This window comes from Rhodobacteraceae bacterium S2214 (assembly GCA_025141675.1).
GTDB lineage: Bacteria > Pseudomonadota > Alphaproteobacteria > Rhodobacterales > Rhodobacteraceae > Yoonia.
In genome coordinates this window covers 2,308,025-2,333,948 of the sequence record CP081161.1, presented here as the reverse complement: position 1 = coordinate 2,333,948, position 25,924 = coordinate 2,308,025, and the positions used below count along the sequence as shown (strand labels likewise).

The window sequence follows — 25,924 nt, the reverse complement described above, 5'->3', positions numbered from 1 at the left end:
AGACCTTTCAGGTCGCCTTATGCGTTGTGTTAGAACAGTTAACTGTGGCTTAACGATGGAATTTGGGTCTGATAACGCACTGAAATCACGTGTTTTGTGGCGATAATTGGGCAGCTATTGTGAGCCCGAAAACCAAAGCCAACACAGTGTTGCGGCTTTGGTTTTGCTTGTGGGGTAGGTTGGTCAGTTCACGGCTTTGAAATAGTCCCGTTTCCAGTAGATCACCGCGAGGAAAATCAGGCTGATCACGTTCGGGATAAGTATCTGCGCAAGGCCGAGCTCTGCTTTGACCGTGACCAATGCGACGATCCCGTTGAGAACGAATAGACCGATATAGATCGTGGCCCATTGCGGCCCCCAGTGCTTGCGCGTCCAAAGTGCGATTAGGAAGATCGCGGGGCCAATGAAATCGAAAAACAGAACAACACACAGCGCGACCGCCCCGAAGACAAATGTTCCAAAGAAAGGCAGGCCATTCGTCATCAAGTTGGGCAGGTTCATCGCGGACCCAATAGCCCATAAGATCATGAAAACGGAAAGAATTTTTAGTGCCAACGGGATGGGCTTCCAGCCCGTCGGGCGTTCTGATCCGGCAGTCATGATGCTTGCGCCAGCATCGCGCCAAGCTTGTCGATTGCCTGAACCCAGCCACCTTCGCCTGCAGTGCCCGCAGGGACGCCAACGTGGACCATTGTCATCGCCGTTTTTCCGTCATTGTCGCTAAGTTCGACGATCACTTCGGTGATGTCAGGATGGCCGGGGGGCATGCCCATCGCTTCGGCAGGAATGATCGTTCCGTTCTCGTCGCACATGCTTTCAGTGTAGACGAGACGGGTCGGGCTGTTCACCTCTTTATAGACGCCCGTAAACCACATGGTCATCGTGCGATCGGGCATTTGCATTTCCATGCAAATCTTGCGTGTTCCGCCCACAATGACGTCCATTTCGGCCACGGGAATCTTCATACCGTTGGGTCCGTACCATTTCTGAAACATTGCGGGGTCGGTCCACATTTGCCAAACGGTCTCAATCGGTGCGTCAAATTCGCGTTGGATTTTCACCCAGTCTTGTTGATCACTCATCGGGGTTTTCCTTTATTGATTGAAGAATTTCGGCCATCGCGTCGAACCGTGCTTCCCAAATAGGACGGTACTGATCTGTCCAAGACGCCACCGCCTGAAGCGGTCCGGTGTTCAGCGTGCAGGGGCGAAATTGCGCGTCGCGTCCGCGTGTGACCAGCCCTGCGGTTTCGAGGACACGGATATGTTTGGAAATGGCAGGCAGGCTCATGTCGTAGGGTTCTGCCAAGGTGTTCACGGTCGCGGGGCCGCGTGCAAGTTGCGCCAGAATTGCGCGTCGGGTCGGATTGGCAAGGGCGGCAAATGCCGCATCAAGTTGATCAGGCGATGTCATTCCAGATTGATAAACCGTATGGTTAATTAATCAAGTGGTTTATTGATGGACGTGAAGAATCGCCGCACGCATAAAGCGCATCAGGTGCATTCGTCACAATAAGATGGGGAAAGGTGGTAGGCCCGGCAGGACTTGAACCCGCAACCAAAGCGTTATGAGCGCTCTGCTCTAACCAGTTGAGCTACAGGCCCCCTGCAGCTTGAGGTATCAGACTCGCCCGATGCGTCAAGGTCGAAAAATCACTCTGAAGCGGGATGCCGAAAACTTGGTGGAGAACTGTGATCATTTCGAGTTCTTCATTGGTGATGATGCTGGGGTCGCCGTCGAGATTGGCGAGCGCCACAATGTCAGCCGCTGTTCTGATTTCGATCACGGGTTCTTCTGTATGACCTGGTGCCGCATGCGACGTGGCCGCCCAGAAAAACGGGATGAAAAATGCGGATGCATAGACGAAGCGGGCGAGGGGCTTGAGATGTGTCATGTGTGCATGAACACCTAAAGAGATGAATAGTTCCTTAACCGCGAAAAAAACCTTTCAAACATTTGCGCCGCACGCGTTGTTGGGCTATCGCAGCGTCAAATCCTTGGGGGACATGATATGACCGACAAAACTGGCCTGACTTATGCGGACGCGGGCGTCGATATCGATGCGGGCAATACTTTGGTAGAGCGGATCAAACCTGCCGCGAAACGCACGAAGCGTAGCGGCGTGATGGCCGGTCTGGGCGGCTTCGGTGCTTTGTTCGATCTCAAGGATGCGGGTTACGTTGATCCGGTTCTGGTCGCTGCGACTGATGGCGTTGGCACCAAATTGCGGATCGCGATTGATACGGGCAATGTGGACACGATCGGGATCGATCTGGTGGCCATGTGTGTCAACGACCTGGTCTGCCAAGGCGCTGAGCCTTTGTTCTTCCTCGATTATTTCGCGACCGGCAAACTGGAACTGGATGCGGCCACGCGGATCATCAACGGCATAGCCGCGGGCTGTGAGGCCTCTGGTTGCGCGTTGATCGGTGGTGAAACGGCGGAAATGCCGGGGATGTACCACGATGGTGATTTTGACCTTGCGGGTTTTGCCGTGGGTGCGATGGAACGTGGCCGCGATTTGCCGCGCGGTGTGGCCGAGGGTGATGTGCTGCTTGGCCTCGCGTCGGATGGTGTTCATTCCAACGGTTATTCACTGGTGCGCCGTATCGTTGAGAAAAGCGGGCTGGCGTGGTCAGATGCCTGCCCTTGGGCAGATGGTACGCTGGGCGAGGCTTTGTTGGCCCCTACACGTCTATACGTGAAATCGACGTTGGCTGCTGTGAAAGAGGGTTCCGTGCGCGGGCTGGCCCATATCACAGGTGGTGGTTTGACCGAGAACCTACCGCGTGTGTTGCCAGAAGGATTGGGCGCGGACGTTGATCTAGGTGCTTGGGAATTGCCTGCTGTATTCAAATGGTTGGCGGCTGAGGGCGGCATGGCTGAGGCCGAGTTGCTGAAGACGTTTAATTCCGGTCTTGGCATGGTCGTGATTTGCCCGGCTGATCAGGTTGAAACCGCCAAAGCAACATTGACCGCAGCCGGTGAAACCGTATCGCAGATCGGCACCGTGACGGCGGGCGAGGGCGTGCGCTACACTGGATCGCTGCTGTGACAAAACGGGTCGCGATCCTGATTTCGGGGGGCGGCTCTAACATGGTGTCGCTGGCCCGCGCGATGACGGGTGACTATCCGGCGCGCCCTTGTTTGGTTCTGTCGAATGTTCCCGATGCGGGCGGTCTGGCTAAGGCTGCTGACATGGGAATTCCGACGGCTGTTGTGGATCATCGCGACTTTAAAGGTGATCGGCATGGCTTTGAAAAAGAACTGCAAACGGCGCTTGAGGCGGCTGATCCAGATATCATCTGTCTTGCCGGTTTTATGCGCATCCTGACGCCTGAATTCACGGCGCAGTGGGCGGGCAAAATGTTGAACATTCACCCGTCGCTCCTGCCGAAATACAAAGGGCTGCACACACATGCCCGCGCGTTAGAGGCCGGTGATACGGTCCATGGCTGTTCGGTGCATGAAGTGAACGGTGAGCTCGATGGGGGCCAAGTGCTTGGACAGGCGCGTGTGCCGGTATTCGCGAATGATACGCCTGACGATCTGGCGGCGCGGGTTTTGCCGATGGAACATCAGCTTTATCCTGCTGTTTTGGAGCGGTTTGCGCAGGGTGACCTTACGCCAATCCAACTTGGCGAGGCTTGACCTTTTCAACCCTTCCGTGATCGCCTATCATAACCTACCCAGACTTGGGCGGCATAAAAAGACGGACAAAAAAGAGAACAGCCCACATGAAGACAATCACGACGACTGACGATCTTGCGGCATTCTGTAAAGAGGCTGCAAAACGCGCCTATGTGACTGTCGATACTGAGTTTTTGCGTGAACGCACGTATTATTCAAAGCTGTGTTTGGTCCAGCTTGCCTATCAGGATGATGCAGGCAGTGACGCGGTTTTGGTTGACCCGCTGGCGGGTGATCTTTCGCTTGCGCCGCTTTATGATCTGTTCCGCGATCATGGCGTTGTGAAAGTATTCCACGCCGCGCGTCAGGATCTGGAAATTTTCTACGTCGACGAAGGTGTGATTCCGGAGCCGTTGTTTGACACCCAAGTGGCCGCGATGGTCTGTGGGTTCGGTGAACAAGTGGGCTACGAAACGCTTGTCCGTAAGATCGCCAAGTCTGATCTGGATAAATCGTCACGTTTCACCGACTGGTCGCGGCGTCCTTTGACGGATGCACAGGCGAAATATGCGGTCGCGGATGTGACGCATTTGCGGGACATTTACGAATTCCTGTCCGCACAATTAGCCAAGTCTGGTCGTGCGAAATGGGTTCAGGAAGAACTGGGCGTGTTGCAGGACCCCGCGACATACGAGGCGCATCCGGATGATGCGTGGAAACGTGTGAAAACGCGGAATAATTCGGGTCGGTTCCTTGGGATCGTGCGCGAACTTGCGCGGTTCCGTGAAGCTTATGCGCAGGAACGCAACATTCCGCGCAGCCGTGTTTACAAAGATGATGCTCTGGTTGAGCTCGCATCGACGAAACCTCAATCAGAACAAGACCTTGGCCGGTCCCGTCTATTGCTGCGCGATGCCCGTAAGGGCGATATTGCCCAAGGTATTCTGGCCGCTGTGAAAGCGGGCCTTGAGCTGTCGAATGATGAATTACCAAAGGCAGATACCAGCCGCACGAAGCTACAAGTAAACCCTGCGATTGCGGATATGCTGCGCGTGTTGCTCAAGTCGAAATCCGAAGGCGAAGGTGTCGCACCCAAGCTGATCGCGACGTCATCTGACCTCGATGCTTTGGCAGCAGGGCAGCGCGACATGATCGCGTTGCGCGGCTGGCGGAAAGAGGTGTTCGGGAATGACGCTTTGTTGCTTTGCGAAGGCAAAATCGGCCTGAAGGTGGACGGTCAAAAAGTTGTGCCCGTGATGCTGTGATCCCAAGGCTGGACGTTTGCCCGTTCGGCCCCTAGATCAGAGTTATCAAGAGGAGCACACCATGGCGACCGAAGCCTTTGAAGAGATTGCAGAGACATTCGACTTTCTGGACGATTGGGAAGACCGCTATCGTCATGTAATCGACATGGGCCGGGCGATGCCCGCGATGGATGATGCGCTGAAAGTGCCCGCGACGAAGGTTGACGGTTGTGCGTCACAGGTCTGGATTCAGCCGCGTATCGAAGATGGTCGGTTCTATTTTGACGGCGACAGCGATGCGATGATTGTTAAGGGGCTGATCGCGGTCCTGCAGGCGCTTTATACCGGTGTACCCGTCGCGGATGTCGCCGCTGTCGATGCCCATGCAGAGCTTGGCCGCCTTGGTTTGAATGATCACTTGTCGGCGCAAAGATCGAACGGTGTGCGCGCAATGATTGAACGTATTCAAACGGTTGCGGCGTCAGCTTAATTCTTTCAATGCAACTGACAGATCACCGTAACCCGTGAACCGACGTTCGAATGCAAGCCCCAAACGGGCTGCATAATCTTTTGCTTTGGCTGTGAGGTCCGGATCGTCGATCTGTGCTTGGTAGACAAGTTTGGTGTAGTGGCCAAAGTACATGTCACGCAGGGTATCCGCTCGGTCGGGGTATTTTGCAAAGCCAAGCGGTTCCCAGACGAAAGCGTCGAATTGCCGAACCAGAAAATCGGTCAGGTAGAACGCTGTCATTTCGTCTTTTGCGGCAAAAGCTGCGTTGCCTTCAAAGAAGGAATAGCAATGGGGTCCGTCGAGCATGTCGACGCCAAGTTCTGCGCATGTGGCTTGCAGTAAGCCGCCGGTCCCACAGTCCGCATAGACCACAAAGATTTTGGTGTAGCTGTCCCGATATTTGCGCACGGCTTCACGCACGGCAGGTTCAATTTTTTCGGGGTGGTTGTGGTAGATGGCGGGGAGGCATTGCAGATCAAGGTGATCCAGCCCGTTTGCTTCCGTAACCGCTAGAATTTCACGGGCCAGCGCACCACAGGCGAGCAGAAGAACCCGCTCACCGTTGTTAGAAGACGTTTTTGGTATCAAGGGACCCGCTGTCGTAAGATCATACGCAGACCGATCGCGCCGATAAGGACGATTGGGATCAGCGTAGATGATGGTGCAATGCTAATCGCAAAGGCTGTGATGGCACCTGCGACGAGTACGGTAAACAGAATGATTGCGAAGACAGTTGTTGGCATATCGTGTCCCCCCCAGGACACGTCAACTATGGCTAGGAATCGCCATGGTTGCAATCAAGTCCTGGCAGTACCTTGATTATGTTTGCGCGCCACGAAGGTTTTTGCCGTTTCAACCGCAACAGCTGCATCACGACAGTAGGCGTCCGCACCGATGGCCTTGCCGAATTCTTCGTTCAGGGGCGCGCCACCAACAAGGACGATGTAATCATCGCGGATGCCCTTTTCGACGAGCGTGTCGATGACGACCTTCATGTAAGGCATTGTGGTTGTCAGCAGGGCGGACATCCCAAGGATATCTGGCGATTCCGCTTCCAGTGCTTCCATGTAGGATTCAACGGCGTTGTTGATGCCAAGGTCGATGACCTCGAAACCTGCACCTTCCATCATCATGCCGACAAGGTTCTTGCCGATATCGTGGATGTCACCTTTGACGGTTCCGATGACCATTTTGCCAACTTGCGGCGCACCTGTTTCGGCCAGAAGTGGCTTCAAGATGAACATCCCGCCCTTCATCGCGTTTGCGGCCAAAAGAACCTCGGGCACAAACAAGATACCGTCGCGGAAGTCGTGACCAACGATGGTCATGCCGCCCACGAGGGCTTCGGTAAGGATGCGGTAAGGCGCCCAGCCACGTTCGAGAAGGATATTTACGCCTTCTTCGATTTCTTCTTTCATACCGTCGTAAAGGTCGTCGAACATCTGCGCGACAAGGTCTTCGTCGTTCAGTTCAGACAGGATGATATCGTCTTCGTCGGACATGATAAGGTCTCCGTGGCGTGTGGCATTTTGCCCTATGCATTTAGTAATGCGATAAGTCGTGAATTTCTATTGAACTTTTCGCGACATCATTATGAACAATCCCGACCTTTTCTTGCGCATGTTCTGTATTTGTTCTAGTGAGGGATATGGCAGAGCATCCCATTCAACCCAAACACCGTACGCCTGGCAGGGCAGCGCTATCGAATCCTGACAATCGGTTTGATCGTTTGACGGATGAAGCGGTCGATGACGGCTGGGCGCGTGACGATGAATTGCCTGTACTGCGGACTGTCGTCACGGATGAGGTTCCGCGTCGTGTGATCACCCGCAATACGTCGCCTGATCTGTCATTTGATCGGTCGATCAATCCCTACCGTGGGTGCGAACACGGGTGCATTTATTGTTTCGCCCGCCCGAGCCATGCTTACCTTGGGATGTCCGCTGGTCTGGATTTTGAAACTCAACTTGTGGCGCGGCCTGATGCGCCGCAGGTCTTGGCGCGCGAATTGTCGAAGGCGTCCTATGTGCCGGACACAATCGCGATTGGTACGAACACAGATCCTTATCAACCGATAGAGCGTGATCGGCAGATCATGCGCGAGGTGTTGAAGGTGTTGTCGGCATTTAATCATCCGGTAGCGATTGTGACCAAGGGAACCCTGATTGAGCGCGACATTGATATTCTTGCGCCGATGGCGGCAAAGGGCCTGTTGCGGGTCGGGATTTCGGTGACGACGCTTGATAACGCGACATCGCGGGCAATGGAGCCGCGCGTGCCGTTGCCTGCAGTGCGATTGCGCACAATCAGGCGGCTGACGGATGCGGGGATACCTGTGCGGGCGATGGTATCGCCCGTTGTGCCCGCGCTGACGGATCATGAACTGGAAGCGATCGTCACGGCCTGCGCAGAGGCGGGTGCGGTCGCTGCGTCGTCGATTGTACTGCGCTTGCCACGTGAGGTCGCAGGATTGTTCAGCGACTGGGTGACGGAAACCTATCCGGATCGTGCCAATCGCATCATGTCCCGCGTGCGTGAACTGCATGGCGGGAAAGATTACGATCCCGCATTTGGAACGCGTATGAACGGGCAGGGTGAATGGGCCGCTTTGATGAAGCAACGGTTCCGGTTGATCACGCGCAAGCTGGGGCTTGATCGCGACCTCCCAAAGCTGCGCAGTGATTTGTTTGCCGTGCCGCCCAAGGTTGGGGATCAGATGAATTTGTTCTGACGTCGGTTTTTTCTGCTATCACTTCGTGAGGCTCCGGAAGCATTGGGCCAGTGATCAAGGGAACAGCGCATGATTGATCATATTAGTTTTGGCGTGACCGCCTTTGCGCGGTCGGTGGCCTTTTATGATCGCGCTTTTGCGCCTTTGGGTGTGACGCGATTGTTTACCGTTCCGCCTGAACACACCGATGGGGTGCAGGTGACAGGATATGGCGACACCGCCCCGTGGTTCTGGATCGCCGAGGAAAACGCGACCAGTGGCACATTGCATATCGCGTTGCGTGCGTCGGATCGGGCGAGCGTGGATGCGTTTTACGCGGCGGCCTTGGCAGCGGGTGGATCAGATAACGGGGCCCCCGGACTGAGACCGCATTACCATGAAGCGTATTATGGTGCGTTTGTGCGTGATCCGGACGGGCACAACATCGAAGCTGTGTGCCACAATCCGTAAATTTGGTGTGGGCGGCGGGGATTAAGCCCGACGCCGTCCACGACGTGCAGCGCGCACTGGGCCTGCGCCGTCTGTACCATCGGATTCGGAAGAGAACCCGCCAAGTGCGGCGGAAATCGCGTCGAGTGATGGCGTTTCGCCTTTTGGCCGTGTTTCCAGTGCTTCGCGCATGCTGCGCAGGTGCTCTGGCGTCGTCCCGCAGCAGCCACCAATGATCTTTGCGCCACAATCACGCGCCAGCGTCGCGTAATCAGCCATCAGTTCTGGTGTACCGTCATAATGGATATGTCCATCGTGGAATTTCGGGATGCCAGCGTTGCCTTTGGCAATCAGCGGGAAGGGCGCGTTGATCGACAGCCCAAGGATCGTCCGCAGAAGGTCGGACGCGCCAACGCCGCAGTTTGCACCAAAGGCCAGCGGTGCGTTTTCCAGCTTGCCCACCATTTTGGTCATCGCGGAAGATGTGATGCCCATCATTGTGCGACCAGCGGTATCAAAACTCATCGTGCCACACCACGGCATATCGGCCATGGCGAAGGCTTCTGACGCGGCTTTGTATTCTTCGGCTGCACTGATTGTTTCGACCCACAGCACGTCCGCGCCGCCCGCTTTCAGGCCTTCGGCCTGTGCATGGAACATTTCGACCGCCAATTCGTGGGTCAAAGTGCCGCCCATGTCTTTCATGATGTCGCCTGTCGGGCCGACGGACCCCGCAACGATCACTTTACGATCCATCGCATCTGCCACGTCGCGGCCCAATTCTGCGCCGACTTTGTTCAGTTCAAACACGCGGTCTTGCGCATCGTGCAGCTTCAGACGCGACGCATTGCCCCCGAACGTATTGGTCAGGAAGATGTCAGAACCGGCATGTGCCGCCCCTTCATACAGGGCCTTGATCCGATCAGGGTGATCGACGTTCCAGAATTCCGGTGGGTCACCTGCTTCGAGACCCATGTTGAACAGGTTTGTCCCCGTTGCGCCGTCGGCCAAAAGCCAATCACGTTCGGACAAGAGTGTCGCAAATGCGGTATTCGTCATGGGGAGATGCCTTTTTGGTCAGTCGCGCGCCTGCACGACGGGATCAGGGACGGATGTCACGGGGATCGGCTCGGTTCAAATGAAAAATTTCACTGATCATTATGAGGGATTTAACAGTTCGCGAAAGACGCCCAAATGTACGTGGCAGGGGGCGCTGAACGTGCCAGACGACATGTGCTATGGAGATCATCCATTGCAGCCGTGTCGGTGCCACATGATACAACGGACGCCACGTGGGTGCAAAGCTTTGTTTGAACTGAACCAGACCTGCCTTTGCGGATCGAAATTTCAGTTGATGTTTGCAGACCGTGTCGGCCGTGGGGACCGCGCCAAGCGACAGCATCTTTGCCTCGCTTGTCTTGGCGTCATCAATGACCGCGGCATAGGCCGCATGAATAGCGCCGTTTGGCATGTCTGGTAAGTGTCGGATGACGTCGATTGACCATGTTTTCTGGCGCGTTTGAACCGTTATGAACCCGCATAGCTTTGCGCCGTCCCAAATCAGATAGACGCGTTGCTGCCCAATGTAGTCAGGGCAATAGCGGCCCATTGAATAGCCTAACTCACCGCCGTGATGCTGCGCCCACGTTTGCGCGACCTGCGCCATATCACGAATGGGCAAGGGGCCTTGGGCTGGGATGATCTGCACGCCTGCCTTCGTGGCTTGGGCGATTTTGCGGCGCAACTGGCGCATTTTTGATCCATCGGCAGTCCATGTTTGGGGATCGATCACTGCGTCGTCGGCAATCCGCCTGACAGCCCAACCGCGTTGTCGGGCCTTTGCCGCGAGATGGCTGTCTGCTTTGTAAAGGGCGCGAAAACCACCGACCTTGGTCAGCCAACCTGTCAGGTCGGCGTCGCGTCCTGATGGTTCGATGGCAACGGTACCTAAAAGGTGTTTGCGGACGACCCAATCTTTGGCACCGACTTGTTTCAGTTGTGCTCCTTGTCGGCAGAGGTCGCTGATTGGTGCGTCTGTCGTTCCGGTGGTGCGACTTCGGTTCCAGTGCACAACGGCAAGGTACGCGCCAGCTGCGATGGCAGGGATCAGATAGTAAACAACGCGAAAGGCGAGGATCGCGGCCAGCGCATCAGCTTCGGCGATCGCCGGAATGAATGCGAGCAGACAGAGGTCGAAAGCACCAAGCCCGCCGGGTGCATTGGAAATCAGACCTGCGCCGAGCGCGACAATAAAGGCGGCCACTACGGGGGCGAGCAGGCTCAGTGATGCGTCGGGAACCAAGGCCCACAGCGCCAAGCCTGCGAACCCCATATCAAGTGCAGAAAGCTTCAACAGCCGACCCGCGTCTTTGCGATAGATCGCAATCCTTGCGGCGAAACGGGCGGCAAGGAACGGGGCCAAAGCCGCGCAGATCGTGATCCCCCACAGCACAGGCATTAACGGAAGAATGCCGATCCAGACTGCGGCACCCAATCCCAAGACAGCCCAGCAGGTTAGGAAGGACAGGCTAACCCCCACGGTGATTGCGGTTGTTGTCTTGAACCCCAGCCCGGGCAATAGATGCCAGCGGACGAACGCGCTGGTTACTGTTCCAGCGCCAATTGTCTGGCCGATTGCGATGGCTGCCATGCCGGTGCGGCGGGCTTTGGCGTCGGGAACGTCGGTGCCGAAACGTTTGTGCCAAACGGCATCGTAGCGACCCACGGCCATAAAACTGCACAGTGTCGCAGCAGATGACAAACCCCATTGCCACGGAGCGATGGCATGAAAGGTTGCCAGCAAGTCTTCCGTTGGGATAGCGGCGATCTGCCGACATAGGATCGCGCCACATATGGCCATCACAGCCAGCGCCAAGACGCTTTTTGCGGCCCCTTTGGATGAAATGAATGGTGTTTGCATATGTCGCCCCGAACCGCTGTTGTCGCTGTTCAGAGGTAAATGTGGGTCGTTAATGGGGCATGAAAAATGGCGCTGCCCATGCGGGGCAACGCCATTGTTTGTTCATCATATTTAATCAGAAGTTGAGAAGACTTTTCTTAAACTTCGTCAACGAGCTGGGCTTTGGCTTCTGCCATCAGCTCTTCCATTTTGGCGCGAATTGTCGCTTCGTCGGCTTTGTCGCCGAGATCGCCGGATACTTTGCGGAAAACGTCTTCGTGACCGGCTTCTTCAAAATCGGACTTCACCACTTCGCTGGCATATGCCGCCGCGTCGTCACCGTTTTTGCCCAGCAAACCTGCGGCCCAAAGCCCGAGCAGTTTGTTGCGGCGAGCGTCCGCTTTGAACTGCATTTCTGCGTCATGTGCGAATTTGTTTTCAAATGCGTTTTCGCGGTCTTTCATGCTGGACATTGGTGTCCCTCCGAGTGGTTCGAATTACGTTATGTATGATATGACGTCAGGTAGGCTTGCTCGCAAGGGGGGCTTGGCTTATGAGGCGCGCTATGACGCACCCTGCTGCGGGGTGTGACTTGAGGATATTCGGCATGGCACGTCGCAAACTGGTTTACGAAGGCAAAGCAAAAATTCTGTACGAAGGCCCAGAGCCGGGCACGTATGTTCAGTATTTTAAGGACGATGCCACCGCTTTTAATGCTGAAAAGAAAGCCGTGATCGAAGGTAAAGGCGTGTTAAATAACCGCCTTTCCGAATATTTCATGAACGGGTTGACCCAGATCGGTGTCCCCACACATTTTATCAAACGCCTGAATATGCGCGAACAATTGATCCGCCAGGTTGAGGTCATTCCTTTGGAAGTGATCGTGCGCAACTTTGCCGCAGGGTCGATGGCCAAGCGTCTGGGTCTGCAAGAAGGCATGGCGCTGCCGCGTCCGATTGTCGAATTTTCTTACAAAGACGATTCCCTTGGTGATCCGTTGGTCCCTGAAGAATACATCGCGGCCTTTGGTTGGGCATCTCAGCAAGAGATGGACGATATCGTAAGCATGGCGCTGCGCGTCAACGATTTCCTGTCTGGCACGATGTACGGTGTTGGGATCAAGCTGATCGACTTCAAAATCGAAATCGGTCGTGTCTTTGACAGTGAATTCCCCCGCTTAGTTGTCGCCGACGAGATCAGCCCTGATAGTTGCCGTCTGTGGGACATCGAGAGCGGTCAGAAGCTGGACAAGGACGTGTTCCGTCAGGATCTGGGCGATTTGGCCGATGCTTACACTGAAGTTGCCAAGCGTTTGGGCGTTTTGCCATCCAACGTGACCCACGCCCCAACAAAACCGACACTCATCAACTGAAACGGCTCTGCCGTTTGAGATGACATAGACAGATGAAATAAAGGACCCGCCGATGAAAGCCCGTGTACATGTGATGTTGAAAAACGGTGTTTTGGACCCGCAGGGGGCTGCTGTGAAGCACGCGCTTGGTGCGTTGGGTTTTGCTGGTGTTGAAGATGTCCGTCAGGGCAAAGTGATCGAGCTGGAATTGGCAGACGGCACATCAGAGGCCACAATCGGCGAGATGTGTGAAAAGCTGCTCGCGAACACTGTGATCGAAAGCTACCGCGTCGAGGTGCTCTGATGCGCGCGGCCGTTATTGTTTTTCCAGGGTCTAACTGCGATCGGGATATGGCTGTCGCTTTGAAAGCGGCGGGCGCGGACGTCAGCATGGTGTGGCACAAAGATGCGGCCTTGCCTGAGGGTGTCGATTTGGTCGCTGTACCGGGTGGGTTTTCGTTTGGCGATTACCTGCGCTGTGGTGCCATTGCCGCCCAAAGCCCCGTGTCCCAAGCCATCGTGAAACACGTAGAACGCGGCGGTTACGCGCTTGGCGTCTGTAACGGGTTTCAGGTTCTGACAGAAACGGGATTGTTGCCGGGTGCCTTGATGCGCAATGCCGGTCTGAAGTTTCTATGCAAAACTGTTGGCCTTCAGGTCGCGACTGCAAATTCCGCTTTCACCGAAGGGTATGCCGCAGGCGATGTCGTTGATTATCCAATCGCGCATCACGACGGCAACTACACGACGGACCCAGAAACGCTGGCTGCACTGAAAGACCAAGACCGGATTGCGTTCACCTATGCGCAGAACCCGAACGGGTCACTTGCCGACATCGCGGGTGTTTTGTCCGAGAACCGTCGCGTTCTGGGCATGATGCCGCATCCTGAACGCGCTGTTGATGCTGCACACGGTGGTACGGACGGCAAAGCGTTGTTCACGGGGCTGCTTGGGCAATTGACCGCCGCGTGAAGCGACGGTTGCTTGTGAGACGGTATGGCTCGGCCTAGACTGGCGTTTATGACGCAAGCTGCTGCCGCACCTAAGACAAAAAGATCTGACCGCTGGTTCTTCCGCATTGCCGTTGTTGGCGTGTGTTTGCTGGCGGTTGTGGTCATTACGGTCACGAACAGTCTGTTGACCCAACGCTTTACGGCGAGCACAAACACGCGCGCCGAAGTCCGGTTGACGCTATACGTCGCCAGTCTGATGAGCGAGCTGCAGCGCAATTCTATCGTGCCGCAGCTTTTGGCGCGTGATCCAGAGCTGACGACGGCTTTGCAAGATCGCAATTATTCCTTGTCCACCCAGCGCCTGTTGTCGTTTGTTGACGAAATCGGTGCGGCGTCTTTGATGCTTTTGGACCGCGATGGCCGCACGGTTGCGGCGACGGATCGTAATAAAATCGCAGAAATCCACAAAACAGAGCCGTATTTTGTGAATGCCCTGCGGAGCAATACAACCACCTTTACCGTCACGGAACGTGACGAAGGCGGCTATATTTTTGTCTATTCCCGCAAAGTAGAAGCGGCCGGTACCGTTTTGGGCGTGATCACCGTTGAGGTCGACATGGCGAAGCTGGAACGCGGTTGGGCAGGGGTGTCTGACGCTGTTTTTGTGACCACCAGTCAGGGCGAGATTATCCTTGCGACAGAACCGCGTTGGCGGGGTTTGCAAGAAACGGAAGCACTGGCCCGTCAATCGGCCCCGTCCGCGATCCAGCGTGCGTTACAAGCGACCCAAGATTGGGCTGATCCGCCGATTGATATCTATCTGGGGGGCGAGGCCGTTCTGCGCCGCGAAATCCGCGTGCCGTTCCAAGGTTGGCGCATGGTCAGTTTCACAACTTACAGTTCGGTCCGCGAAAAGGTGAACGGGGTTCTGGCGCTCGAAGTCATGGGATTCGCGATCCTGTTGGCGCTGATGTTCTGGCTGTCGAACCGCCAGACGACGTCACGGTTGATCTTTTTCCAACGCGAGTCGGCAGAGTTGCGCGCACTGAACGCAAGGCTGCAGCGGGAAATTGCCGAACGCGAAAAGGTCGAAAAGACGCTGGAAGTGGCGGAACAGACGCTCGCGCAATCGTCCAAATTGGCAGCACTCGGCGAGATGTCGGCGGCCGTGTCCCACGAGTTAAACCAGCCGCTCGCCGCGATGAAGACATACCTCGCAGGTGCCCGTCTTTTGCTGCAACGCAAACGCCCCGATGAGGCGCTGTCGTCCTTCCAGCGGATCGACGATTTGATCGACCGGATGGGTGCGATCACACGTCAGCTGAAATCTTACGCCCGCAAAGGTGCCGATGCCTTTGAACCCGTTGATACAAGGGCTGCGGTGTCGTCTGCGCTTGCGATGATGGAACCGCAATTGAAAACCCGCGACGTCGATATCACCCGTACTTTGCCGTCTGAACCGGTGATGATCATGGGCGACCGGCTGCGTTTGGAACAGGTGATTATCAACCTGTTGCGCAACGCGCTGGACGCCACCAAATTGTCCGATGATCCGGCGATTGAAATCATCCTTGCCGCTGGTGACACCGTTAGTTTGACGGTCCGCGATAACGGGCAGGGGATTGATGACTTGGATGAATTGTTCGAGCCATTCTACACCACAAAAGAGCCGGGTGACGGCGTGGGCTTGGGGCTTGCGATCTCTTCCGGGATCGTAAACGACCTAGGTGGACGGCTGACTGCGCGCAATGCAGTGGCCGGGGGGGCTGTTTTTGAGGTGCAGCTCCCTATCTATAAAGAACACGTTGCTGCGGCAGAATAAGGAATGATCCGATGAACAAGGCTATGAAGATTGCCATTGTGGATGATGAAAAAGATATGCGGCAGTCGATTTCCCAGTGGCTTGCGCTATCTGGCTTCGACACCGAAACATACGCCAGCGCCGAAGATGCGCTGAAAGGCCTGTCGCCTGATTTCCCGGGGATTGTTGTCAGTGACATCAAGATGCCTGGCATGGACGGGATGCAGTTTCTGAAGAAGCTGAAGGGCGTCGATAGCAGCTTGCCTGTGATCATGATCACAGGTCACGGCGATGTGCCGATGGCTGTTGAGGCGATGCGCGTCGGTGCGTTTGATTTCTTGGAAAAGCCATTCAACCCTGACCGGATGACGGAACTGGCAAAACGGGCCACGACGGCACGCCGTTTGACGTTGGACAACCGTGCATTGCGCCGTGAATTGTCTGATGGGACCGCGATTATCAAGAAACTAATTGGTCAGTCGCCTGTGATGGAACGTTTGAAAGAAGACATTCTTGATCTGGGCCAAGCCGACGGCCATGTGTTGATCGAAGGCGAGACGGGGACCGGTAAAACACTCGTCGCTCATGCTCTGCATGCTGTTGGTGCCCGCGCGTCCAAGACGTTTAGCCTGATTTCATGTTCTGCTTTTGACGAAGACAGTCTTGGCCGTCGCCTGTTTGGTCCTGCCGATGAAGGTGAACCGATCCCCGCGATTGAAGCCGCCCGTGGTGGCACATTGGTGCTGGAAGACGTTGAAGCGTTGTCCGACAAACTGCAGGCTCGTCTTTTGACTGCCATTAACGAGCAAGGCACGCCTGCGGAAACGCGCATTGTCGCGATTTGTAACCTGCAAGAGCAGGACAAGACTTGCGAAAGCGTGCTGCGGCCTGATTTGTTCTATCGCCTTGCTGCCCTGCGGATCACAGTCCCACCACTGCGCCAGCGCGGCGAAGATATTTTGACGTTGTTCACACGTCTGGGCGAACAATTTGCAGATGAATACGGGTGTGACGCGCCAGAGGTGACAGCCCAAGAAGCCGCGCAGCTGTTGCAGGCGCCTTGGCCGGGCAATGTGCGCCAGTTGATCAACGTGGCAGAACGGGCCGTGTTGCAGAACCGTCGTGGGTCCGGATCAATTGCATCGCTTTTGATGTCGGACACTGAAGAAATGAAGCCGGTGATGACGACTGAAGGCAAGCCGCTGAAAGAGTTTGTCGAAGCGTTCGAGCGGATGCTGATCGACAACACGATGCGCCGCCATAAGGGGTCTATCGTCGCGGTGATGGACGAGCTGTGTCTGCCGCGCCGGACGTTGAACGAAAAGATGGCGAAATACGGGCTGCAACGGTCGGATTATCTGGCTGCGTAAGGCGCGCGCACATTTGAACTCAGTAAACACCTGTCGTAGCTTCTGCCGCGACAGGTGTTTCTATTCTGAGGTGTGTGATGCGGAAAGTTGTGAGTTTGATTGCGTTGGCGGCTCTTGCAGCCTGTGGGGGGACTGGCAGTGGTCGCGCTTATCTGGGCGGCGTCATTGAGGAAGCTGACATCAACGGCAACTTTGTCGGCGTACCACCTGAAGATGTGCAGATCGTGCGCGACGGCGCCAACGCTGTGGCGTTTGGCTTTTCGCGCGGTCTGGATGCGACCGTCGTTGGCAATTCTTACCAAGCATCTTCCGGGGATACGGGCAACTTCGGCGTTGCAGGTATCGTGCCTGGATACGATGTCGGCGAACCGATTTTGTCCGGATCAGCATCCTTAACAGGTGACTACGCCTTCACAAAGATCACAGGGTACGAAGATACGCCAAATGCCGCGAATTGGACCGAAGAGGAATTTGCGGGGTCCATGATGGCAACAATCACCTTTGACCGTGAAGAAGCGGATATTTCCGATCCGGAAGACCCTAGCACAGCTGGTGACGTTGATGTTTACCAAAACGACATGATCCTCACTGGGGAATCTGTCGATGGACGCTTTGTCGTCGAGGAATCGCGCATTTATGATTTGCTGAACCAACGTGATCTGTCTGCGCCGTCTGTTGTCTCAGACCTGAACATCACAGTCGATGGGCAGGCACTATCCCCGCGTAACGAAGTCGTTGCAGGTCAGCGTGGCGTTGTCGCCGCATTTGCCGGATCACAAGATAATACAATCATAACGGGTGGCTTCGTTTTGGGGCGCGACAACTGATCCACCTCATTTATCTTGCGGATTAACTTGCGATTTCGGTCATCTACGTCGATCTACACTTGTTTTCGGGCATGTAAGTGACCTATGTATGGTGAACGGGAGTGCCACGAGAAGGATCGTTGTGACCCCGGTGAGATTCTCTGACAGCGTCGCGCGGCGAATACGCCCCCCGAATGATGATCAGCTGATTTGGCGGAAACGCCATATATAACGCCTAGGGCGAGAGATCACATCAACCGCTAGGCCTTGAATGGGTGTCGCGAAACCGCGACGCTGGAGACCAACGCGATGCAAAGCGCGCCAGATACAGGCTACGACGCACGCGCCCCGAGGGGCCGCGACGACGCCTACGCGCACATCGCCAACATCAGACACATCACAGGCGCGTCTGCCCCACCGGGGCGGCGTGATTTGTCGTGTGCGAACGGACAATATGCCAAAGAAAATGCTAATCGATGCAACACACGCGGAAGAAACCCGCGTTGTTGTCGTAGACGGAAACAAAGTAGAGGAGTTTGATTTCGAGAGCCAGTTCAAGCGTCAGCTTGCTGGGAACATCTATCTAGCCAAAGTGACACGGGTTGAACCGTCGTTGCAGGCTGCTTTTGTTGACTACGGTGGGAACCGTCACGGTTTCCTCGCGTTCTCTGAAATCCACCCTGACTATTACCAAATCCCTGTAGCTGATCGCGAAGCACTGCTTGCGGAAGAAAAAGCCTATGCCGAAAGCCTGAAGGCCGAAGCCGAAGCGCAGGACGAAGAAAAGCCAAAACCAAAACGTCGCCGCCGTAGTCGTGCCAAAGCGTCCGAGACTGTATCTGATGATGCAGTGGCAACGGCCGAAGTTGCGTCGGACGATTCCGGCGCAGAAGTCGCGGGCATGGAAACCATTGATCTGGAGGAAGGCGACGAAGGGTCGTCTCCGATGGAATTGGTCGCGGAAACGCCTGTTGAAACGCCATCTGCTGATGAAGACGCGGCGGATGATGCAGCGACTGGTGACGCGGACGCAGTAGTAGCGTTGGAAGATACACCAGCAGAAACTGTTGAAGAGGCCGCGGATGACGCATCCTCTGACGATGAAGATGACGCGCCGAAAGGCAAAGACGCTACGTCCAAAGACGACAGCATCGAAAGCGTCGCTGAGGAAGACGACACCGACGAAGTGCGTCCTGTGCGTAAGCCACGCCCAAAGCGCTACAAAATTCAGGAAGTGGTGAAGGTACGCCAAATTCTGTTGATTCAAGTTGTGAAAGAAGAACGCGGCAACAAGGGCGCTGCCCTGACGACTTACTTGTCACTGGCGGGTCGTTATTGCGTTCTGATGCCAAACACTGCGCGTGGTGGTGGCATTTCGCGTAAGATCACAAACGCTGCCGACCGTAAGAAGCTGAAAGAAATCGCAAATTCCATGACCGTGCCTGACGGGGCGGGTCTGATCATCCGGACTGCGGGTTCCCAGCGGACCAAGGCCGAGATCAAGCGTGACTACGAATACCTGCAGCGTATGTGGGAACAGATCCGCGAACTGACGATGAAATCTATCGCCCCTGCGAAGATTTACGAAGAAGGCGATCTGATCAAGCGGTCGATTCGCGATCTGTATAACAAAGACATCGACGAAGTGATTGTCGCGGGCGACGAAGGCTACAAAACAGCCAAGACGTTCATGAAAATGATCATGCCGTCCCACGCCAAGAACGTGAAGCATTACGGCGAACAATTGCCGCTGTATGCGCGTTATCAGGTCGAAACTTACCTTGGCGGTATGTTCAACCCGACGGTTCAATTGCCATCTGGCGGTTACATCGTGATCGGGATCACAGAGGCGCTTGTCGCGATCGACGTGAACTCTGGCCGTGCGACCAAAGAAGGCTCGATCGAGCAAACAGCGCTGAAGACCAACCTGGAAGCGGCCGATGAAGTGGCCCGTCAGTTGCGTCTGCGTGACCTTGCTGGTCTGATCGTGATCGACTTCATCGATATGGACGAACGCCGCAACAACATCGCCGTTGAAAAGCGGATGAAAGACAAGTTGAAGACGGATCGCGCCCGTATTCAGGTCGGTCGGATTTCAGGCTTTGGTCTGATGGAAATGTCGCGTCAGCGTCTGCGTCCGGGGATGCTGGAAGCAACAACACAGATGTGTTCGCATTGTCACGGGACAGGCCTGCTGCGGTCTGACGACAACGTATCACTGTCGATCCTGCGTGCGCTGGAAGAAGAAGGCACACGCGGTCGGTCGAAAGAAGTTCTGGTACGTGCGCCTATCGCCATTGCCAACTTCTTGATGAACGGCAAACGTGAACATATCGGCGATATCGAAGCCCGCCACGGCATGTCCGTGCGGATCGAATGCGATATGTCACTGACATCGCCCGACTTCGCGATTGAGAAGTTCAAGACAGCGACACGTGTTGTGCCAGAAGCGGCCGCACCTGTCGTCGGATCATCCGTGATCATGGACGACGATGACGATCTCGAACTGCTCGGTATGACCGACGAGGACGAAACGGAGGTCACCGCAGAGGCAGAGACTGAAACGTCGACTGAGGATCAACCAAAACGCAAACGGCGTCGGCGTCGTCGGCGTCGGGGTGGCGGCGGAAACGCAGACGGCCAGAACGGCGAGACGCAAAACGCTGAGGGCCAAACCGAAGGTACGACTGACGGGGAAGCTAAACCTGCGGATGCGCCGTCAGAAGATGCTGAAGCGGCCAACGACGATGCTGCGGATGCGCCTGTGGCTGAGGGTGACGCAGAGGTAAAAGAGAAACCGAAGCGGACACGTACGCGCAGGTCGCGTAAGAAGGCTGAAGAACCAGTTGCGGCAGACGCACCAGTTGCAGAAGAAACTGCTGTGGCGGAAGACGCGCCAGCCGAGGTTGCGACGACTGAGGCGGCGCCAGCTGAAGAGCCGGTTGCGGAAGAAAAGCCAAAGCCAAAACGTCGGAGCCGTGCGAAGAAAGCGGCACCAGTGGCGGAAGAGGCGGCGACTGAAGAGGTGGCAGCGACTGAAGATGCGCCAGCCGCTGAAGAAAAGCCAAAACCGAAGCGGCGGTCACGGGCGAAAAAACCTGCGGCAGCGGTTGCAGAAGAAGCGCCAAATGCTGAGGCACCAGTTGCTTCGGAAGAAGCTCCGGCGACTGAAGCACCAAAGGCTGAAGCACCCGCCGAGCCAGCAGCGGCTGAACCCGCGCCTGCGCCAGAGCCCGCACCGGAACCGGCACCTGAGCCAACGCCAGAGCCGGTTGCTGAGACTAAGGCGGATGAGCCCGAAAAACCAAAGCGTAAAGGCTGGTGGTCATTGGGACGCTAAGACATAGAAAAGGGCCGTCGCATAATGCGGCGGCCCTTTTTCTTTATGTGAACGGCTACAGAATGTGCGATTTTCTAAAAAGCGCAATGGCCTGCCCGCGATCTGCTAGTCCCCGAATCGATCCGTTTAAAGCCGCGCTGCGGCCTTCGGTTTTTCGGGGGAATTTGTCACTTGCGGCGGATGATGAACGTCAGCACGCCGTCGGCATCGTTTTGATCAAGCAGGGTATGACCCGTCTCAGCGCAGAAATGCGGTACATCTATCACTGCAGCTGGGTCGTCCGCGACCATTTCCAGAACAGCGCCAGAGGCCATACCAGACAGGCGTTTGCGGGCTTTCAGGACCGGCAGCGGACACAGCAATCCGAGCGCATCAAGGGTTTGATCAGGTGTTGTCATATCAGGGAGGTAGGGCCGATGTTTCAAAGAGTCCACAGACTTGTGACGATCTGCGTCGTGACGCCGCCGCATTCCCCGCGTAGGGAAGGGGTAAGGAGACCGAATTCTAATGCTCGAAGCTGATCTGATCCTAGACGCCACGCTTTTGCCTGCGATTATCATTGCGATGTCGGCGGGCCTGTTGTCGTTTTTATCACCCTGCGTTTTGCCAATTGTGCCGCCATATCTGGCCTACATGGGCGGCGTGTCGATGGGCGAGATGGACGAAGATCGCGCGGCGCGGCGGCGGGTTCTGTTAGCGGCCGCATTTTTCGTTCTGGGGCTTTCTACGGTCTTCCTGCTGCTTGGGTTCGCGTTTTCCGCGCTTGGGCGCACGTTCCTGCAATTCCAAGATTGGTTCTTGTTGATCGCGGGTATCGTCGTGATGATTTTCGGGGCGCATTTCGTGGGCGTCTTCCGGATTGGTTTTCTTGATCGCGAGGCCCGCGTGGATATTGGTGACAAGGGTGGATCCGCGATGGGCGCATACATTCTTGGTCTCGCCTTCGCGTTCGGCTGGACACCTTGTCTGGGGCCGATACTTGGCACCATCCTTGGGCTCGCAGCGTCTGAGGCGGATGTCGCGCGTGGCACGGTCCTGCTGGCTTTCTACGCGCTTGGTCTTGGTATTCCGTTTCTGCTCGTTGCTGCGTTTTTCCCGCGTCTGAAAGGCGTGATGGGCTGGATGAAGCGCCATATGGGCCGGATCGAACGGACGTCTGGCCTATTATTGTGGACTGTTGGTCTGATGATGATCACGGGTCAATTCGCTGCGATGAGCTATTGGATGCTGGAAGCTTTCCCTGCCTTAGCCAACTTCGGCTAAAAGGCTTATTATCGGCACAGTTTCCGGTTATGCTGCCGAAAACGCCGCGCAGCATATCAGGCAGCACATGACGAGTACCACAGGTTCACAACAGGTTCAGCGCCGCCGGGTGTTTTACATTCCTGGCTATGATCCTATTCATCCGCGCAGGTATCGCGAACTTTACCGCAAAGAAGGGGCCGCGCAGGCGCAGATTTCCGGCTACGATATAGGCATTACGCCAAAGCTGAAATCGAAAACATTCGGGTGGCATGCTGAGGCCGAGATTGACGGTCGAACAACGTCTGCCGACATTGATGTTCTGATTTGGTCCGACATTGTGCGGGACAGCATGTCGAACACGATCCCCGCGACCTACTGGCAGCTCATCCGGACCGCATGGACCTACATCGCAACGGGCGCCTTAGGCCGGTTGATGAAGATGCGTAAGGGGCCCGTGATTGCGGCGCTGTATCCGGTTGGGATGTTGGTTTTGCAGCTTTTGCTGGCAGTCGTCGTAGCACTTTGGGTGCGTTTCGTTTGCGGCCGTATCTTGGGCGTCTTGGCATTTCAGGGATTGGGATTTGCGCCGAGTCCAACTCTCTCGATCTCTTTTCTCATTACGAGTTGGGTGGTTGGGATTTGGATCGGGCTTAGGGTGCTCAAATGGTTCAAAGCCAAAGACGGCAAATTTTTCGCCTATTACCTGATGCATGATTATTCCTACTCGGCGAAATGGCGGGGTGCGAATCCGGCACCACTTGAAGCCCGTATTGCGGCGTTTGGCGATCAAATCGCTGCAGCCTTTGACGATGACGTGGAGGAAGTCCTTGTTGTCGGCCATTCATCCGGCGCGCATCTAAGCGTTTCGATCCTTGCCGATTTGATCCGCGCGGGCAGGGTGCCTTTGGATGGTCCTCGGTTAGCGTTTCTGTCGCTGGGGCAAGTTGTCCCAATGGTGTCGTTCTTGCCAGAGTCCAAACGCCTGCGCGCTGATTTGGCCTATCTCAGCGCCCAAGACCGGCTGACGTGGGTCGATGTGACCGCACCCGGTGATGGTTGCGCCTTTGCATTGTGCGACCCTGTGGCCGTGTCAGGTGTGGCACCGGCGGATAAGAAATGGCCGCTGGTGGTCTCTGCGGCCTTTACCCAAACCCTGAAGCCCGAGACATGGAAGGCGCTGCGGTGGCGCTTTTTCCGGCTGCATTTCCAGTATCTGTGCGCCTTCGACAATCCGGGAGATTACGATTACTTCCAGATCACTTGCGGGCCAGTGACGTTGTCAGATCGCTATAAGGATCGCGCGGCATCCAAGAGCCGGATCGAGACGCCATTGTCAAAATACACAAGCACATCATGACCTTGCCGCCCAAACCTAAGTCGCGACCTGATCGTGTGTCGCTGTGGCAGTATATGAAGTTGTTCCGCGCCGATATTCTGTCGGCGCAGCCTGCAAAGCTTTATCGCGCATGGATGGCCGAGTTTAAGACGCCGTTCTTTCGCAGTTATCTGATCAATGATCATAGCTTGATCAAACGCGTGCTGAACGAACGGCCGGATGATTTTCCGAAGTCGGATCGCATCGGTGCTGGTTTGCGGCCGTTGCTTGGTAATTCGGTGTTTTTGACAAATGGTGACGTTTGGAAACGGCAGCGGCGGATCATTGATCCCGCGTTTGAAGGCGGGCGCTTGCGCGATACGTTTCCGGCGATCTGGGCGGCAGGGGAAGCCGCTGTTGCGCGGATGGCGCCACATGCCACGAATACGCCGTTTGAAATTGAGCCGGAAACAAGCCACGCCGCCGCGGATGTCATTTTTCGAACCTTGTTTTCGATCCCGATTGAAAACGAGATCGCGTCAGAGGTGTTCGATAAGTTCAAATCGTATCAACGCACCCAGCCGATTTTGAACCTCGCAGCCTTTGTACCGGGGCCGTCGTGGATGCCGCGTTTCTTCCGCAAGGACACGAAAGAGTCCGCAGCGGCCATTCGAAAGCTGATCACGCAACTGACGCAAGATCGATTGGATGACATTCAAAGCGGCAATGTACCTGATGATTTGGCGACGAAAATCATGACGACGGCCGATCCCGAAACGGGCGAGAAATTTGATGTCGAAGAAATGGTGGATCAGGTCGCGATCTTCTTTCTGGCGGGACACGAAACTAGCGCATCTGCCTTGGCATGGACACTTTATCTGTTGGCGATGTATCCCGAATGGCAGGATAAGATCGCCGAAGAAGCCGCTGAAATGTCACCGGAATTTTCGCAGCTTTCAACTTTAAAACATACACGGGACGTGTTTCGCGAAGCGCTTCGCCTGTACCCGCCGGTGCCAATGATGGTCCGCGAGACAACAAAGCCGGAGATCTTCCGTGGGCGGTCCGTGAAACCGGGTGCGCAGGTTGTTGTGTCACCGTGGCATCTGCATCGCCAATCGCGGCTTTGGGATAATCCGGATGCCTTTGATCCGGCGCGATGGGGGACCGAAAACGGGAAAACCTGCCAAAGAGAGGCCTATTTGCCGTTCTCGGCTGGCCCCCGTGTGTGCACCGGTGCCGGTTTTGCGATGATCGAGGGCGTTGTGTTGCTCGCGCAATTGGTACGTGCGTATCGGTTTGAAATCGTCGAGGGACGTGTTCCCGTGCCCGTCGCACATTTGACGGTCCGTTCGAAGGACGGAATATGGCTGCGATTCGTGCCGCGTTCCATGTAATTGTAGCCGACGTCGTGACAATCGCGATCAGTTTGCGGTTTCGTGTCGAAGGCGAGAATTGAGCAATTTGTCTAAGATTTGCGTCAATTCTATGATATTATAATTTAACTTCAGATACTTACGCTGATTAATCCTTTGTTAATGTACCCGATAATAGACTTCGAAATGCGTCGAAAAGGTGCGTTTTTGTCAGAAGCGCGACACAGTGTGTGTGTTGGGATGGGTAGGAATTGAATGATGTTTGGACAGTCTTCAGAAAGCGTAATGGGAAAAATGGTTGGTTTACGGGCGCGTCTACGCGCGATTGGTGCACCTTCGGAACATGCGCTGTACGCACGTAAGGCGGCTGCACCCCATAAAGGTCGGTCAACGACCGTTCCTGCGTCGGCGCGCGATGGGCGCCGTACAAACGCCCGCCTTGAGCACGACAGTGCATCTCTAATCCGTAAGGGTCTTTATTCTGGTACGCGGTCCTGAACGTCCTTTAGGACAAATACACGGATCGCTGACGCGAGCCCGATATCGCCCCGCTGTGCATCAATTTCACGGGCCAAGTCGTTGATCGGCTGACCACGCCGTGCGGCAATCTGGCGAAATGCGTTCCAAAAGATATCTTCGAGCGACACGCTGGTCCGGTGCCCTGCCAATGTCAGGGACCGTTTGACGGGCCGACCTGTGAGTATTTCATTCATCATCGAATTTCAGCGCATCTAACCGCGCAGAGGCTTGTTTTGATTGGGTAACCTCAAGCAGGCGTTGCGCTTTGCTTTGCCCGAACTTCACGGAATTCGCGTCGGCGCGCAGTTTCTTTTCGCTGCGCGCTTTGTCTTTACGGACCTTGTTGAGGTTGATCGGCGTTGTCATGATGTCTCTGTCATAAATGAAAAACGCGCGCCTTGATA

29 protein-coding genes and 1 tRNA gene are annotated in these 25,924 nt (G+C 55.6%); 16 read left to right on the top strand and 14 right to left on the bottom strand.

Going from position 1 to position 25,924, the window contains the following annotated elements; genetic code table 11:
* Window positions 1-183 precede the first annotated feature (183 nt).
* The 5 genes from K3729_11655 to K3729_11635 all read right to left on the bottom strand — a co-directional run bounded on the left by K3729_11655 (window position 184) and on the right by K3729_11635 (window position 1,894).
* Window positions 184-600 carry a hypothetical protein gene (locus K3729_11655; protein UWQ98119.1) on the bottom strand — a complete coding sequence of 139 codons (417 nt, stop codon included), beginning with the start codon at window positions 598-600 and terminating at the stop codon, window positions 184-186.
* Window positions 597-1,082 (bottom strand): SRPBCC domain-containing protein, encoded by a 486-nt coding sequence (locus tag K3729_11650; protein UWQ98118.1) that lies wholly within the window; start codon window positions 1,080-1,082, stop codon window positions 597-599. Before K3729_11650 ends, K3729_11655 begins: the two co-directional genes overlap by 4 nt.
* Entirely contained in the window at window positions 1,075-1,413 is a 339-nt protein-coding gene (locus tag K3729_11645; GenBank protein UWQ98117.1) for a metalloregulator ArsR/SmtB family transcription factor, read from the bottom strand. Before K3729_11645 ends, K3729_11650 begins: the two co-directional genes overlap by 8 nt.
* A gap of 114 nt (window positions 1,414-1,527) precedes the next feature.
* A tRNA-Ile gene (locus tag K3729_11640) sits at window positions 1,528-1,604 on the bottom strand.
* Entirely contained in the window at window positions 1,595-1,894 is a 300-nt protein-coding gene (locus K3729_11635) for a hypothetical protein (protein UWQ98116.1), read from the bottom strand. The genes K3729_11640 and K3729_11635 overlap by 10 nt, the downstream gene beginning before the upstream one ends.
* 117 nt (window positions 1,895-2,011) lie before the next feature.
* On the opposite strand from K3729_11635, the gene purM reads away from it, so the two are divergent.
* From purM to K3729_11615, 4 genes are all read left to right on the top strand, one after another.
* Complete coding sequence (gene purM / locus K3729_11630; GenBank protein ID UWQ98115.1) at window positions 2,012-3,055, top strand: phosphoribosylformylglycinamidine cyclo-ligase; 1,044 nt, start codon at window positions 2,012-2,014, stop codon at window positions 3,053-3,055.
* Window positions 3,052-3,651 carry a phosphoribosylglycinamide formyltransferase gene (purN, locus tag K3729_11625; GenBank protein UWQ98114.1) on the top strand — a complete coding sequence of 200 codons (600 nt, stop codon included), beginning with the start codon at window positions 3,052-3,054 and terminating at the stop codon, window positions 3,649-3,651. The genes purM and purN overlap by 4 nt, the downstream gene beginning before the upstream one ends.
* Before the next feature lie 86 nt (window positions 3,652-3,737).
* Window positions 3,738-4,895 (top strand): ribonuclease D, encoded by a 1,158-nt coding sequence (gene rnd / locus K3729_11620; protein ID UWQ98113.1) that lies wholly within the window; start codon window positions 3,738-3,740, stop codon window positions 4,893-4,895.
* A 61-nt stretch (window positions 4,896-4,956) separates the two neighbouring features.
* Window positions 4,957-5,364: a SufE family protein gene (locus K3729_11615; protein UWQ98112.1), complete on the top strand. Its 408-nt coding sequence runs from the start codon at window positions 4,957-4,959 to the stop codon at window positions 5,362-5,364.
* Here the strand turns inward: K3729_11615 and K3729_11610 are convergent.
* The 3 genes from K3729_11610 to K3729_11600 are packed head-to-tail and all read right to left on the bottom strand — an operon-like array spanning window position 5,356 to window position 6,887.
* Window positions 5,356-5,973, bottom strand: coding sequence for a DUF1638 domain-containing protein (locus tag K3729_11610; protein UWQ98111.1), 618 nt, complete (start codon window positions 5,971-5,973; stop codon window positions 5,356-5,358). The two genes, K3729_11615 and K3729_11610, sit on opposite strands and share 9 nt — an antisense overlap.
* Window positions 5,970-6,128, bottom strand: a complete 159-nt coding sequence (locus tag K3729_11605) for a hypothetical protein (GenBank protein ID UWQ98110.1) — start codon at window positions 6,126-6,128, stop codon at window positions 5,970-5,972. The genes K3729_11610 and K3729_11605 overlap by 4 nt, the downstream gene beginning before the upstream one ends.
* 54 nt (window positions 6,129-6,182) lie before the next feature.
* Window positions 6,183-6,887, bottom strand: coding sequence for a B12-binding domain-containing protein (locus K3729_11600; protein ID UWQ98109.1), 705 nt, complete (start codon window positions 6,885-6,887; stop codon window positions 6,183-6,185).
* A 146-nt stretch (window positions 6,888-7,033) separates the two neighbouring features.
* On the opposite strand from K3729_11600, the gene K3729_11595 reads away from it, so the two are divergent.
* Together K3729_11595 and K3729_11590 are read left to right on the top strand one after the other, a co-directional pair.
* The gene (locus K3729_11595) at window positions 7,034-8,116 is read left to right on the top strand and encodes a PA0069 family radical SAM protein (protein UWQ98108.1); all 1,083 of its coding nucleotides are present in this window, start codon (window positions 7,034-7,036) and stop codon (window positions 8,114-8,116) included.
* Between the two features lie 69 nt (window positions 8,117-8,185).
* On the top strand, window positions 8,186-8,566 hold the full coding sequence (locus K3729_11590; GenBank protein UWQ98107.1) for a VOC family protein: 381 nt from the start codon (window positions 8,186-8,188) through the stop codon (window positions 8,564-8,566).
* 21 nt (window positions 8,567-8,587) lie between these two features.
* Here K3729_11590 and bmt read toward each other — a convergent pair whose 3' ends face one another.
* The 3 genes from bmt to K3729_11575 all read right to left on the bottom strand — a co-directional run bounded on the left by bmt (window position 8,588) and on the right by K3729_11575 (window position 11,917).
* Window positions 8,588-9,604, bottom strand: a complete 1,017-nt coding sequence (bmt, locus tag K3729_11585) for a betaine--homocysteine S-methyltransferase (GenBank protein ID UWQ98106.1) — start codon at window positions 9,602-9,604, stop codon at window positions 8,588-8,590.
* A gap of 43 nt (window positions 9,605-9,647) precedes the next feature.
* Entirely contained in the window at window positions 9,648-11,465 is a 1,818-nt protein-coding gene (locus K3729_11580; protein UWQ98105.1) for a phosphatidylglycerol lysyltransferase domain-containing protein, read from the bottom strand.
* A 137-nt stretch (window positions 11,466-11,602) separates the two neighbouring features.
* Entirely contained in the window at window positions 11,603-11,917 is a 315-nt protein-coding gene (locus tag K3729_11575) for a DUF1476 domain-containing protein (GenBank protein UWQ98104.1), read from the bottom strand.
* A 134-nt stretch (window positions 11,918-12,051) separates the two neighbouring features.
* Between K3729_11575 and K3729_11570 the strand changes: the two genes are divergently transcribed.
* The 7 genes from K3729_11570 to K3729_11540 all read left to right on the top strand — a co-directional run bounded on the left by K3729_11570 (window position 12,052) and on the right by K3729_11540 (window position 21,065).
* Window positions 12,052-12,816 (top strand): phosphoribosylaminoimidazolesuccinocarboxamide synthase, encoded by a 765-nt coding sequence (locus K3729_11570; protein UWQ98103.1) that lies wholly within the window; start codon window positions 12,052-12,054, stop codon window positions 12,814-12,816.
* Between the two features lie 52 nt (window positions 12,817-12,868).
* Window positions 12,869-13,099 (top strand): phosphoribosylformylglycinamidine synthase subunit PurS, encoded by a 231-nt coding sequence (gene purS, locus K3729_11565; GenBank protein ID UWQ98102.1) that lies wholly within the window; start codon window positions 12,869-12,871, stop codon window positions 13,097-13,099.
* On the top strand, window positions 13,099-13,767 hold the full coding sequence (purQ, locus tag K3729_11560) for a phosphoribosylformylglycinamidine synthase subunit PurQ (protein UWQ98101.1): 669 nt from the start codon (window positions 13,099-13,101) through the stop codon (window positions 13,765-13,767). The genes purS and purQ overlap by 1 nt, the downstream gene beginning before the upstream one ends.
* Window positions 13,768-13,815: 48 nt before the next feature.
* On the top strand, window positions 13,816-15,570 hold the full coding sequence (locus tag K3729_11555; GenBank protein ID UWR01031.1) for a sensor histidine kinase: 1,755 nt from the start codon (window positions 13,816-13,818) through the stop codon (window positions 15,568-15,570).
* Between the two features lie 11 nt (window positions 15,571-15,581).
* Window positions 15,582-16,919: a sigma-54 dependent transcriptional regulator gene (locus tag K3729_11550; protein UWQ98100.1), complete on the top strand. Its 1,338-nt coding sequence runs from the start codon at window positions 15,582-15,584 to the stop codon at window positions 16,917-16,919.
* Between the two features lie 77 nt (window positions 16,920-16,996).
* Window positions 16,997-17,746, top strand: coding sequence for a hypothetical protein (locus tag K3729_11545; GenBank protein ID UWQ98099.1), 750 nt, complete (start codon window positions 16,997-16,999; stop codon window positions 17,744-17,746).
* 433 nt (window positions 17,747-18,179) lie between these two features.
* The gene (locus tag K3729_11540; protein UWQ98098.1) at window positions 18,180-21,065 is read left to right on the top strand and encodes an Rne/Rng family ribonuclease; all 2,886 of its coding nucleotides are present in this window, start codon (window positions 18,180-18,182) and stop codon (window positions 21,063-21,065) included.
* Between the two features lie 167 nt (window positions 21,066-21,232).
* Here K3729_11540 and K3729_11535 read toward each other — a convergent pair whose 3' ends face one another.
* Entirely contained in the window at window positions 21,233-21,463 is a 231-nt protein-coding gene (locus K3729_11535) for a sulfurtransferase TusA family protein (GenBank protein ID UWR01030.1), read from the bottom strand.
* 109 nt (window positions 21,464-21,572) lie between these two features.
* Between K3729_11535 and K3729_11530 the strand changes: the two genes are divergently transcribed.
* The 3 genes from K3729_11530 to K3729_11520 all read left to right on the top strand — a co-directional run bounded on the left by K3729_11530 (window position 21,573) and on the right by K3729_11520 (window position 25,022).
* The gene (locus tag K3729_11530) at window positions 21,573-22,328 is read left to right on the top strand and encodes a cytochrome c biogenesis protein CcdA (GenBank protein ID UWQ98097.1); all 756 of its coding nucleotides are present in this window, start codon (window positions 21,573-21,575) and stop codon (window positions 22,326-22,328) included.
* A 67-nt stretch (window positions 22,329-22,395) separates the two neighbouring features.
* Window positions 22,396-23,667 (top strand): hypothetical protein, encoded by a 1,272-nt coding sequence (locus K3729_11525; GenBank protein ID UWQ98096.1) that lies wholly within the window; start codon window positions 22,396-22,398, stop codon window positions 23,665-23,667.
* The gene (locus K3729_11520) at window positions 23,664-25,022 is read left to right on the top strand and encodes a cytochrome P450 (protein ID UWQ98095.1); all 1,359 of its coding nucleotides are present in this window, start codon (window positions 23,664-23,666) and stop codon (window positions 25,020-25,022) included. The genes K3729_11525 and K3729_11520 overlap by 4 nt, the downstream gene beginning before the upstream one ends.
* Window positions 25,023-25,477: 455 nt before the next feature.
* Here K3729_11520 and K3729_11515 read toward each other — a convergent pair whose 3' ends face one another.
* Together K3729_11515 and K3729_11510 are read right to left on the bottom strand one after the other, a co-directional pair.
* A complete protein-coding gene (locus K3729_11515; protein UWR01029.1) occupies window positions 25,478-25,714 on the bottom strand; it encodes a ribbon-helix-helix domain-containing protein in 237 nt (78 codons plus the stop codon).
* A complete protein-coding gene (locus K3729_11510) occupies window positions 25,707-25,886 on the bottom strand; it encodes a DUF4169 family protein (GenBank protein ID UWQ98094.1) in 180 nt (59 codons plus the stop codon). The genes K3729_11515 and K3729_11510 overlap by 8 nt, the downstream gene beginning before the upstream one ends.
* Window positions 25,887-25,924 lie beyond the last annotated feature (38 nt).

Excerpts from the sequence above, each read along its gene's own strand:
- K3729_11580 (UWQ98105.1), bottom strand. The coding sequence starts at position 11,465 with ATGCAAACACCATTCATTTCATCCAAAGGGGCCGCAAAAAGCGTCTTG.
- K3729_11600 (UWQ98109.1), bottom strand. The coding sequence starts at position 6,887 with ATGTCCGACGAAGACGATATCATCCTGTCTGAACTGAACGACGAAGAC.
- K3729_11645 (UWQ98117.1), bottom strand. The coding sequence starts at position 1,413 with ATGACATCGCCTGATCAACTTGATGCGGCATTTGCCGCCCTTGCCAAT.
- K3729_11555 (UWR01031.1), top strand. The coding sequence starts at position 13,816 with ATGACGCAAGCTGCTGCCGCACCTAAGACAAAAAGATCTGACCGCTGG.
- bmt (UWQ98106.1), bottom strand. The coding sequence starts at position 9,604 with ATGACGAATACCGCATTTGCGACACTCTTGTCCGAACGTGATTGGCTT.
- K3729_11635 (UWQ98116.1), bottom strand. The coding sequence starts at position 1,894 with ATGACACATCTCAAGCCCCTCGCCCGCTTCGTCTATGCATCCGCATTT.
- rnd (UWQ98113.1), top strand. The coding sequence starts at position 3,738 with ATGAAGACAATCACGACGACTGACGATCTTGCGGCATTCTGTAAAGAG.
- K3729_11525 (UWQ98096.1), top strand. The coding sequence starts at position 22,396 with ATGACGAGTACCACAGGTTCACAACAGGTTCAGCGCCGCCGGGTGTTT.
- K3729_11590 (UWQ98107.1), top strand. The coding sequence starts at position 8,186 with ATGATTGATCATATTAGTTTTGGCGTGACCGCCTTTGCGCGGTCGGTG.
- K3729_11540 (UWQ98098.1), top strand. The coding sequence starts at position 18,180 with ATGCCAAAGAAAATGCTAATCGATGCAACACACGCGGAAGAAACCCGC.
- purM (UWQ98115.1), top strand. The coding sequence starts at position 2,012 with ATGACCGACAAAACTGGCCTGACTTATGCGGACGCGGGCGTCGATATC.
- K3729_11575 (UWQ98104.1), bottom strand. The coding sequence starts at position 11,917 with ATGTCCAGCATGAAAGACCGCGAAAACGCATTTGAAAACAAATTCGCA.
- K3729_11545 (UWQ98099.1), top strand. The coding sequence starts at position 16,997 with ATGCGGAAAGTTGTGAGTTTGATTGCGTTGGCGGCTCTTGCAGCCTGT.
- K3729_11570 (UWQ98103.1), top strand. The coding sequence starts at position 12,052 with ATGGCACGTCGCAAACTGGTTTACGAAGGCAAAGCAAAAATTCTGTAC.
- K3729_11520 (UWQ98095.1), top strand. The coding sequence starts at position 23,664 with ATGACCTTGCCGCCCAAACCTAAGTCGCGACCTGATCGTGTGTCGCTG.
- K3729_11535 (UWR01030.1), bottom strand. The coding sequence starts at position 21,463 with ATGACAACACCTGATCAAACCCTTGATGCGCTCGGATTGCTGTGTCCG.
- K3729_11650 (UWQ98118.1), bottom strand. The coding sequence starts at position 1,082 with ATGAGTGATCAACAAGACTGGGTGAAAATCCAACGCGAATTTGACGCA.
- K3729_11510 (UWQ98094.1), bottom strand. The coding sequence starts at position 25,886 with ATGACAACGCCGATCAACCTCAACAAGGTCCGTAAAGACAAAGCGCGC.
- purS (UWQ98102.1), top strand. The coding sequence starts at position 12,869 with ATGAAAGCCCGTGTACATGTGATGTTGAAAAACGGTGTTTTGGACCCG.
- K3729_11515 (UWR01029.1), bottom strand. The coding sequence starts at position 25,714 with ATGAATGAAATACTCACAGGTCGGCCCGTCAAACGGTCCCTGACATTG.
- K3729_11595 (UWQ98108.1), top strand. The coding sequence starts at position 7,034 with ATGGCAGAGCATCCCATTCAACCCAAACACCGTACGCCTGGCAGGGCA.
- K3729_11530 (UWQ98097.1), top strand. The coding sequence starts at position 21,573 with ATGCTCGAAGCTGATCTGATCCTAGACGCCACGCTTTTGCCTGCGATT.
- K3729_11550 (UWQ98100.1), top strand. The coding sequence starts at position 15,582 with ATGAACAAGGCTATGAAGATTGCCATTGTGGATGATGAAAAAGATATG.
- K3729_11615 (UWQ98112.1), top strand. The coding sequence starts at position 4,957 with ATGGCGACCGAAGCCTTTGAAGAGATTGCAGAGACATTCGACTTTCTG.
- K3729_11605 (UWQ98110.1), bottom strand. The coding sequence starts at position 6,128 with ATGCCAACAACTGTCTTCGCAATCATTCTGTTTACCGTACTCGTCGCA.
- K3729_11655 (UWQ98119.1), bottom strand. The coding sequence starts at position 600 with ATGACTGCCGGATCAGAACGCCCGACGGGCTGGAAGCCCATCCCGTTG.
- purQ (UWQ98101.1), top strand. The coding sequence starts at position 13,099 with ATGCGCGCGGCCGTTATTGTTTTTCCAGGGTCTAACTGCGATCGGGAT.